Annotated in this window: 10 protein-coding genes; 6 read left to right on the forward strand and 4 right to left on the reverse strand. The window is 71.0% G+C overall.

Annotated features, from left to right (window positions below):
- Window positions 1-16: 16 nt before the first annotated feature.
- The gene (locus AKI01S_RS17840) at window positions 17-1,474 is read right to left on the reverse strand and encodes a purine-cytosine permease family protein (protein WP_067818584.1); all 1,458 of its coding nucleotides are present in this window, start codon (window positions 1,472-1,474) and stop codon (window positions 17-19) included.
- Window positions 1,475-1,526: 52 nt separating this feature from the next.
- Between AKI01S_RS17840 and AKI01S_RS17845 the strand changes: the two genes are divergently transcribed.
- The 3 genes from AKI01S_RS17845 to AKI01S_RS17855 all read left to right on the forward strand — a co-directional run bounded on the left by AKI01S_RS17845 (window position 1,527) and on the right by AKI01S_RS17855 (window position 4,582).
- On the forward strand, window positions 1,527-2,171 hold the full coding sequence (locus tag AKI01S_RS17845; RefSeq protein WP_067818587.1) for a TetR/AcrR family transcriptional regulator: 645 nt from the start codon (window positions 1,527-1,529) through the stop codon (window positions 2,169-2,171).
- Window positions 2,172-2,202: 31 nt separating this feature from the next.
- Window positions 2,203-3,834, forward strand: a complete 1,632-nt coding sequence (locus AKI01S_RS17850) for an amidohydrolase (RefSeq protein ID WP_067818589.1) — start codon at window positions 2,203-2,205, stop codon at window positions 3,832-3,834.
- Window positions 3,835-4,147: 313 nt separating this feature from the next.
- A complete protein-coding gene (locus AKI01S_RS17855; RefSeq protein WP_067818591.1) occupies window positions 4,148-4,582 on the forward strand; it encodes a hypothetical protein in 435 nt (144 codons plus the stop codon).
- Between the two features lie 248 nt (window positions 4,583-4,830).
- Here AKI01S_RS17855 and AKI01S_RS17860 read toward each other — a convergent pair whose 3' ends face one another.
- Window positions 4,831-5,424, reverse strand: a complete 594-nt coding sequence (locus AKI01S_RS17860) for a TetR/AcrR family transcriptional regulator (RefSeq protein ID WP_083999765.1) — start codon at window positions 5,422-5,424, stop codon at window positions 4,831-4,833.
- Window positions 5,425-5,473: 49 nt separating this feature from the next.
- Here AKI01S_RS17860 and AKI01S_RS17865 point away from each other — a divergent pair, with 49 nt between their 5' ends.
- Window positions 5,474-5,881, forward strand: a complete 408-nt coding sequence (locus AKI01S_RS17865; protein WP_067818594.1) for a DUF4440 domain-containing protein — start codon at window positions 5,474-5,476, stop codon at window positions 5,879-5,881.
- Between the two features lie 190 nt (window positions 5,882-6,071).
- Here the strand turns inward: AKI01S_RS17865 and AKI01S_RS17870 are convergent, their stop codons facing one another.
- Window positions 6,072-6,686, reverse strand: coding sequence for a winged helix-turn-helix transcriptional regulator (locus AKI01S_RS17870; protein WP_218009713.1), 615 nt, complete (start codon window positions 6,684-6,686; stop codon window positions 6,072-6,074).
- A gap of 247 nt (window positions 6,687-6,933) precedes the next feature.
- On the opposite strand from AKI01S_RS17870, the gene AKI01S_RS17875 reads away from it, so the two are divergent.
- Complete coding sequence (locus AKI01S_RS17875; RefSeq protein WP_157419912.1) at window positions 6,934-7,227, forward strand: hypothetical protein; 294 nt, start codon at window positions 6,934-6,936, stop codon at window positions 7,225-7,227.
- A 270-nt stretch (window positions 7,228-7,497) separates the two neighbouring features.
- Here AKI01S_RS17875 and AKI01S_RS17880 read toward each other — a convergent pair whose 3' ends face one another.
- Window positions 7,498-7,677 (reverse strand): hypothetical protein, encoded by a 180-nt coding sequence (locus AKI01S_RS17880; RefSeq protein ID WP_067818600.1) that lies wholly within the window; start codon window positions 7,675-7,677, stop codon window positions 7,498-7,500.
- A gap of 1,022 nt (window positions 7,678-8,699) precedes the next feature.
- On the opposite strand from AKI01S_RS17880, the gene AKI01S_RS17890 reads away from it, so the two are divergent.
- Window positions 8,700-9,478: M10 family metallopeptidase domain-containing protein (locus tag AKI01S_RS17890; RefSeq protein ID WP_169813974.1), on the forward strand; the 779-nt coding region annotated here is incomplete at its 3' end.

Below are 9,478 nucleotides of genomic sequence, written 5' to 3' on the forward strand. Positions count from 1 at the left end.
TCGGAAAAGGACGAGGTCAACGGATGGCGGCGCGGCGCGACCGCATCAGCAGGACGTACAGGCCCGCGGAGATCACCATGCCCGCGGGAAGGGAGAGATCCACCCCGCCGGCCGCCTTCGCGATCGCGCCGGTGTACATCGGCGTGTTCACGCACTGGGAGGCCACGGCGGCGCCGGTGAGCAGGGCGATCACCCCGGCCGGGTTGACGCCGCCGGTGTACCAGAACGGGCCGCCGCGCGTCTCGTCGCCCAGCGCGCGGCCGTCGTACCGGTTGCGGCGCCACAGGACGTCGGTCGCGTAGACCGCCATGCTGGGGCCGAGCAGCACGACCATGACCTGGAGCAGGTTGCTGACGGTGTCGAGGAAGTCGGAGACGAGCAGCGCGTACAGGGTCAGCGCGAGGCCGAGGGCGCCGTCCAGCGCCACGCTGCGCGACCTGCGGAGGCGCAGGCCGACCGCCTGGAGCGCGAGGCCCGAGCTGTAGGCGGTCATGGCGTTGTTGGCGATGGTGCCGACGATGACCGACAGCAGGAACACCGGTTCGAACCAGTCCGGCAGGATCGTGGCGAGCGCGGTCTGCGGGTCCGTCATGTCGACGGCGGTCCCGGCGAGCGTTCCGAGCGCCGTGAACAGCACGGACGGGAGGAACGCGCCCAGCGCCGTCCAGCCCGCGACGGCCTTCGGCGAGGTGGCGCGCGGCAGGTACCGGGAGAAGTCGGCGCTGTTGTTGTACGACAGCGGCGCCGAGGCGACGAGGGCGAGGGCGGCGGTGAGCGCGGCCCACAGCGCCGCGCCGCGCAGGGGCTCGGCGGGCTGGTGGTCCCAGTGCGCGTGCCTCAGGACGTACACCGCGAGGACGGCGAACGCGGCGGTGAGCGCCCATGTCAGCAGCGGGTACAGCTTCACGATGGTGGCGTGCCCGTACACGCTGATGGCGAGGGTCGCGGCCGCGATCGCCACGATGGTCACGATCTTGACCGGTGTGCCGACGGGCACGCCGAGGCCGCCCAGCAGCCCGAACGCGGCCAGCGAGGCCGCCGCCCAGTTCAGCGCGAGGTAGTTGACGGAGACGAACCAGCCGGTGATCGCGATGACCACCCGGTTGCCCCGGATCCCGTACATCGCCCGCATGATCACTTCGCTGGGGGCGCCCGCGGCCGGGCCGCTCGTGGCGATCAGGCCGACCAGCAGCCAGAACAGGTTGCCCACGACGATCAGGGTGAGCGACTGCCAGAGGTTCAGGCCCATCAGGACCAGCGCGCCGCCGACGACGAGCGACAGGTAGCTGACGTTCGGCGCGGCCCACACGGCGAACAGCTCCCGCGCCCGGCCGTGCCGCTCGCCGTCCGGGATGAAGTCGATGCCGCGCGCCTCGACGCGGCCCGCGCGGTCGGTCGCGGCGCGGTCGGTCCCGGCGGGGAGCGGGCTGACGGGGGCGGGGCCGTCCAGGGGGTCTGGAATCGTGGATGCCATGCAGGTCCTCCGGACTTGCTCTATTGGTCGCATAACCAATAACTTGGGAGGCGTGTTGTCAAGAGCACAGCCGAAACGCGTTCGCAAGACGCCGGAGACGCGCCGCGCCGAGATCGTCGCGGCCGCCTCGGCGATCGCCCTGGCCGAAGGCCTGGAATGCGTGACGCTGCGGCGGGTCGCCGACGAGCTGGCCGTCCGGCCCGGGCTGATCAGCCACTACTTCCCGGCCGCCGAGGATCTGGTCGCCGAGGCGTTCGGCGCCGCCGCGTCCTCGGAACTGGAGGAGCTGATCCCGGCCGTCCGGCCGGACGGCGACGCCACCGGGCACCTCGCGCGCTTCTTCGCGCTGACCTCGGGGGAGCGGTACGACGAGATGAGCCGGCTCTGGCTGAACGCCCGGCACCTCAGCCGCTACCGCGCCACCCTGCGCGAACGCGTCCACCACCAGGAGGCGCTGTGGCGCGACCGCCTGGCGGGCCTGATCCGGGACGGCGCCGCCGGGGGCGAGTTCCGGGCCGCCGACCCCGAGCTGACCGCCATGCGGATCCTCGTCGTCCTGGACGGGCTCGCCTCCCACGCCAACACCGGCCGCGACGACCACCCCGAGGTCATCACGAACATGGCCGTCACCATCGCCGAACGCGACCTCGGACTCGCGGACGGCCGCCTGGCCGGGCGTCCGGCCGCACCGCACTGACCCCGCACCGACACCCTTTGGAGCCGTCCCCTTGCACCCCGATCTCGTCCTGCTGTCCGCCCGGCTGCTCGACCCGCTGACCGGCGGCCCGCTCCCGCACACCGCGCTCGCCGCGGGCGGCGGCCGGATCACCGCCCTCGGCGACGACCGGGAGATCCGCGCGCTCGCCGGGTCGGCGACGACGGTCATCGACGTGCGGGGGGCGGTCGTCACCCCGGGCCTCGTGGACGGGCACACGCACCCGCTGTCCGGCGCCGAGCGGACGATGGGCGTCGACCTGTCCGGCTGCGCCGACCTCGCCGCCGTCCGCGAGGCCCTGGCCCGCGAGGCCCGCGCCCTCGCCCCCGGCGCGTGGCTGCGCGGCTGGGGCCTCGACCCGAACGTCTTCGGCGACCGGCCCGTCACCGCCGCCGCGCTCGGCCCCGTCCTCGCCGACGTCCCCGCCGCGATCGACCTGTTCGACGCGCACTCCATGCTGGCGAGCCCCCGCGCCCTGGAACTCGCCGGCATCGACGGCCCGCGCGACTTCGCGCAGTCGTCCCAGATCGTGTGCGACGACGAGGGGCGGCCCACCGGCCTGCTGCTGGAGGACGCGGCGTGCGAACTCGTCGAGGCCGTCATGCCGCGTCCCACCGCCGCCGAGATCCGGGCGCGGGCCGCCGCCGTCCTGCGCGGCATGGCCGCCGCGGGCCTGACCGGGGGCCACGCCATGGACGCCAACGGCGACAGCCTCTCCCTCTACGCCGCGCTGGAAGAGGCGGGCGACCTCGCGCTGCGCGTCCGCGTCGCCCCCTGGTGCCAGCCCGGCGCGGACGCCGACGCGATCGCCGGACTCGTCCGGACCCAGGGGGCGGGCGGCGACCTGTGGCGGGTCGCCGGCGTGAAGCTGTTCATGGACGGAACCATCGACAACGGCACCGCCTGGCTCGAACGGCCCGACTGCCACGGCGAGTCCACGCACGCCTTCTGGCCCGACCCGGACGCCTACACCCGGGCCGTCGCGGAACTCCACCGCGAGGGCGTGCCCACCGCCACCCACGCCATCGGCGACGCCGCCGTCCGGCACGCGCTCGACTCCATCGAGAAGGCGCAGGCCGGGACGGGGGAGAAGGCGGGCTCCCCCCGGCACCGCATCGAGCACATCGAGACCGTCCCGGACGACACCGTGCGCCGCTTCGCCCGCCTCGGCGTCGCGGCGTCCATGCAGCCGACCCACTGCTGCGAGTTCACCCGCGCCGACCACACCGACAACTGGTCGCGCCGCCTCGGCGAGGAACGCGCCGCCCGCGCGTTCCGCTGCCGCGACCTGTGGGACGCCGGCGCGACGGTCGTCCTCGGCTCGGACTGGCCCATCGCCCCCTACCAGCCCCTCGCCGTCATGGCGGGGGCCCGGCACCGCCGCCCGAGCCGCGACCTGACGCGGCCGCCGCACGGGCCGGAGCAGGCACTGACCCCGCTCCAGGCACTCCAGGGCTACACCCTCAGCCCGGCCTGGGTCGCCGCCGAAGAGGACCGCGCGGGACGGCTCGCCCCGGGCCACCGGGCCGACCTGACGGTCTTCGCCGACAACCCGCTCACCGTCCCGGACGAGGACCTCGCCGAGCTGCCCGTCCTCCTCACCGTGGTGAACGCCCGCCTCACCCACCGGGCGCCGTCCCTCTGACGGCCGCGCCCTGGACCGACCGGGCGAGGACGGCTCAGGCGGTGACCGTTCCCCAGCCTCCCGGCCATACGGTCACCGCCTGAACCGCCCATCCTACCTTCAAGATCAAAATCCGGCCACTGTGAGCGCGGAAACCGTCGCGGACAGTGACGATCGCCAACGCCGCGAAAGCCGCTGCCGGAATGCCGGCCGCCGAGAACGGCGGCACCGATCCGTCCGCCGGTACGTCTCGTTGTCAGCGGGGTCGGCACCGTGGCGGGGACCGCACACGGTGCGGCTCGTCCGTACGACGGGGACGGGGTGGGATCGGTCGATGTTCGAAACGCTGGGCTGGCTCGGACTGGTGGCGCTGTTCTTCTGGGGGGTGACCGTCTCCTCCGTGGTGGTGGACGACCTGCTGCACGGCTGGATCGCCCGCCGGGCGGGCGGTGTTCCGGGCGCCCTGGCGCGCGCCGTAGGCGCGCAGCTGCTCTGCGCGGCGGCCTTCCTCGCACTCTGCAAGACGGGGGCGGAACTCGGCTACGAGATGGACCTGGACTGGGTCGGCTCCTGCGTCACCGTGCTCGCCGCGGTGCTGTACACGCCCGTGGCCATGAGCATGCTGCCGGTCAGGCGGACACGTGAGGACCTGGAGGACGCCGGTGCCACGGCAGGGCAGGCGCTCGCGGCCTCCTGGACGGCGGGCCCACTCGGATTCCTCGGCCTCCTGGTGGTCGTCGGGGCCTACATGGCGGGAGTGATGCCCTGACTTCCGCCGCCAAAGCGAATGCGACCCGCGGCAGGCCCTTGACCGGCTCGGGTCGTTCGGCCAGGCGCCGAGGTGTCGCTCGACGACCGGCGGCGTCGCGAGCACCGATCCGGCGATCCGAGCCGCACGGACCCGCGCCGGCCGAGACCCTGATGCCCGTGTGACGAAGGACCCCGAACGCGGGAAGACGCCCGACGGGCAACCAGCCGCTCCGGCAGCTGACTCCACCGGCCCCCTGATCCGCCGGGCTACCGGCCTTCGACTGCGAGGGCGGCCAAGAAGTCGTCCAGGAGGCGGGTCTGCCGCTCGGGTGGGAACTCCTCCGGGCTGAACAGAACCTGCACGATGAGGCCGAGCGTGAAGGCCTGGATCGTCGCCGCGATGTCGTCCGGATCCGCGGGCGGCAGCTCTCCCAGGCGTTGCGCCGTTCGCACCTGGTGCCGGATCCGCTCGCGCGAACGCGCGTAGCGGGCCGCGTGCCCGGCGGCGAGATCCGGGTCGGCCAGCGCCGCGTCCCACGAGCTGACCCAGATCCGGTTGTCCGCGGCCGCCTGCGGTGTGCACGGCAGGATGTCCAGCACTATCGCGCGCAGGGCGCCGAGCCCGTCGGGCTCGGCGTGTCCGGGCCGCGCGGCCCGGCGTTCGTCCAGCAGCGTCAGCGCATGCGCGACCAGCGCCTTCTTGTTCGGAAAGTAGTGCGTGAGCAGGCCGGTCGTCGCGCCCATCTCGGTGGCGACCGCCCGCAGCGTCAGGCCGCCGAACCCGTGCGCGGCCAGCACCCGCCACACCGCCCCGGACACGTCGCGGCGTCGGGCGTCATGGTCTCCCTTGTGGCGTGGCATGCGGACAGGATATGTTCACAAAACACTTGTTATGTGAATCGGAGGTTCCATGTCCGCCGACGTCAAGGCCGAGCTCGACCAGATGATGCGCACCCTGTTCGGTGCGTTCGGCAACACCGGCGGCAGCCGGCCGAACCTCGACGTCATCCGTGAGGTGTTCATCCCGGAGGGACTGATCATCAAGAACGTCGGGGGGAAGACCGAGATCTACGACCTCGACACGTTCATCGCGCCCCGGGAGAAGATGCTCACCGACGGGACGCTCACCGAGTTCTCCGAGTGGGAGGTCTCCGAACGCACCGAGATCTTCGGGTCGATCGCGCACCGGTTCAGCGAGTACGGCAAGTCCGGCTACCTCAACGGCGAGTGGTTCGAGGGGGCGGGCCGTCAGACCACCCAGTTCATCCGGACCGCGACCGGCTGGAAGATGTGCGCCGCGGCCTGGGACGACGTGTGAGAAGTGCCCGACCGGTGAAGTCTCGTGACCGTCTGGCACGGTGATGACCGGCGCGGTGGCACCCACCGCGCCAACCGCCCGAACACGCGAACGGCCCCCGCCCCGAACAGGGAGGGGGCCGTATGCGTGACACCCGTCAAGCCACCGCTTTTCACCGCCATGACCTCACACTCGCTGTAGAGGGCGGCGATCACGACCGTTGCGGGTCGGGGGCTCCGTACAGCAGCTGTTTGAGGGTCAGCAGGTCGCCCACAAGCGCCACGCTCCCTTCGGCGAGCGCGGAGTCGAGCGAGGCCGGGTTGTCCAGCAGGCTGCCGAGCGTCTTGGGGTCCGTGCGAAGCGAGATGTCGGCCGTGGCCGGTTCGCCGCCCTGCACCTGAACCTCTCCGGAGGAGACGCGGACCGTCCAGACCGAGCCGTCGAGATCGAGGCGGCAGACGATCGGCGGTGCCGCCGGGTCGGGACGAAGGCCGATCCGCAGGAAGATCAGCACCGAGGTGGCGCTGAGCGAGGTGGGCTCCGGGGGGCTCGGGGCGTCGATTCCCCACTCGCTCAGAGCCAGGACGATCGGTTCCAGCTTCCGGCCCCACTCGGTCAGCTCGTAGACGTGCGAGCCCGCCGACGCCAGTTTGCGGCGACGGATCACACCGTGATGTTCGAGCTCCCGAAGTCGGTCGGCAAGCAGGTTCGAGCTGGCGTTGGGCAGGGCGTGCCGCAGCTCGGAGAAGCGTTGGGGCACCAGGAGCAGCTCGCGGACGACCAGCAGCGCCCACCGCTCCCCGACGACGTCGAGGGCCCGAGCCATCCCACACGAATCCCGGTAACTACGGCTGGTCGGCATGACCACTTCCCTCCTGTATCCAGCCTGATCCTAACTTGCCGCTCATAGAGGTTGTTTTTAACAACTGACCATGGTTATGGTTTAGCGACGCAGCCGGGTGGACCAGCGAGGTTAGGCCGCGCAGCAGCCCGGCGGACAGGAGCCCGCGGTGAGTAGTTCGCTTTCGAGACAGACCCAGAACTCGACTCAGAAGCCCCAGCACGCAACGGTCGTGGATCCCGACGCGCACCAGATCTTGTTCGAGAACGAGCACGTTCGGGTGGTCCACGCGCGCGCCTCTCACGGTTGGGAGAGCGCGATGCACTCGCACCCGCCGATGCTCGTGGTCAACCTCGGCTCCGGGCGACAGAAGGTGACCTGGGCGGACGGGACGACGCAGATCGTGGACCTGAACCCCGGCGCGGTCGTCTGGCAGGAGGACGCCTTCGACCACGCCTGGGAGTTGCTGGCGGGGGAAGTGAACGTGGTCCTCGTTGAGGTCAAGTCAGCAAACGCCGGAGCGTGAGGGCTCTGCACGGACCTCGGGGCTGACCCCGTTCGTCCTGTGCGGTGGGCGGTGGCGCGGACGCTGCCGCCGCACCGCCACCGCCGGCTCGAAGTGGTGATCGACCGTCGCGGAAGAACCGGTGGACGGTCGATCACCACGGAGCCCGCAGACTCCCTCACGACCCGAGCAAGGCCGTCGCGGGTCACGGGACATGATGACGGGGCGCCCTTCACCGCCTCAAGGCCGGTGAAGGGCGCCCGTTCGGCCGAAGTGCTCGCACGGGCCGGGTCAGGTCGACCCGGCCCGTGCGAGCACTTCGGCGATCTCGTCGCGTTCCTGCTCCAGGGCAATGCCGAGCGGCGCATCGCTGACGATCCTGAACTCGGACGGACCGGGATCACCGACGCGACCGAGCGTCAGTCGCAGCGTCTCCTCGCAGCCGCCCGCCAAGACGTGCAGGGCGGACATGCCTGTGACCCCCGAGCAGGTCCTTGCGCGTGGTGCACCGCGAGAACTCCGGCGCGCCGACCGTCATCAGCGGCAGCGTCCGCCCGAGGCTGCCGGTCGGCCGGGGTCGGTGTCGATGTCGAGCGGCGCCCGCACCACCTCCACCGAGAGGCTGGGCCGGTCGATGCGGAAGGGGCCCTTGACGGCGTCCTATCGCGCCCGATCCGGCTCCGTCCCCGACATCACCGCGAAGCACGACAGGGCCATCGCCGAGCGGTCGTTCCTGGCCGGTCCCAACAGGGCGCCCTCGGCGACCGCCGCGGCCATGGCTCTGCCATTGGGCTTCCGCGTAGGTCTGGGGCGGGGTTCGGTGCACGACGCCGGTTGGGATCCTGCCTCTGGCGGTGATGGCGCGGACGGGTACCTCACGTTCGCGGCGGGCGGTCTCCAGGCTGTTGTCAGCCTTGCGGACGGTGTCGTGGCCCCGATTTACGGACAGAGCCAGAGCACGGAACCCGCGTGAGCAGTGGCGTGCCGCCGGGGTCACCGGTGGCGGTCGGTGCAGGCCCTGCCACGAGGAACGGCGGGCCCGGGGTGCCACGGCATCACCGAGAACCCTGCTACGGAGGGTAGATCATTTGTCGCTATGTGAAATTGGCGCTCTGGTATCCCAAGTGACCTGGGCTTATACCTGAGATAAGCACCAAAACGCGCAAAGCGTGTCACCCGAAAATACATACCGGTGACCGGCCGCCCGCCCCCGACGCGGCGACCGTCCGCCCCCCGGCCCCGGCGACAGCGCCCACCGCACCTGCGGTGCCAGCCGCCCGGCCCGGTCCCTCAGGGAACCGTCCCCGCCACTCGACGCCGTGTCCCGACAGCGAGTGTCTTGGGGTCACGTTACCGCTCTCCGTGCCGTTGCGGACTTCAACGGCCCGCCATGTTCCTCGCATGGCAACCGAACCAGGATCACAGGAGGAGAAATGTCAACGTCGGATCGAGTGCCGTCACGGACCATGAGGCTCGGAAGCACGGGCACGGAGGTGCGGAAACTCTTCAACTACCTGAAGCACTTCGGGTACTTCCCCAACGAGAGACTCTACGAGTTCGAGGGATGGCGTCCGGTGGTGGACGCCGAACCGGATGACGTGGAGCGGTTCGACGAGACCATGGAGAGGGCCGTCCTCGCGTTCCAACAGCAGAACGGCCTGAAGTCGGATGGGTTCGTCGGCCCGAAGACGTTGGCTCTGCTGAACACGCCCCGTTGTGGGGTTCCCGACCGGCCCGACGGCGTGACGGAAGAAGGACCGCGCAGCTTCGTCATGTCCGGGCGCCGCTGGAGCAAGAACAATCTCTCCTACCACTTCGACAACACGGGGGCCGATCTGCCTGTCAACGATGCGCGTGCGGCGGTGCAGCAGGCGTTCGACCGTTGGGCGGCGGTCTCGCCCCTGCACTTCGGTGAGGCGCCTGGCGCGAGCGACATGCAGATCGGCTGGTATTCCGGCAACCACGGAGACGGCTGGGCGTTCGATGGCGCCTCGAACGTTCTCGCGCACTGCTTCTTCCCTCCACCACCGGACAGCCTCCTTGCCGGAGACCTGCATTTCGATGAGGACGAGACCTGGACGGTGAACACTCCGCCCACGGGAATCGATCTTCTCTCGGTGGCGCTCCACGAAATCGGTCACGGTCTGGGGCTCGACCACTCCGACGACGTGTCCTCGGTCATGTACGCGTACTACGGCGGAATGCGCCGAAGCCTCACTGCCGATGACATCGTCGGCATCCAGGCGATTTACGGGTATCCGCCGTACTCGGA

The sequence above is a fragment of the Actinomadura kijaniata NBRC 14229 genome, from assembly GCF_001552175.1.
Taxonomy (GTDB): domain Bacteria; phylum Actinomycetota; class Actinomycetes; order Streptosporangiales; family Streptosporangiaceae; genus Spirillospora; species Spirillospora kijaniata.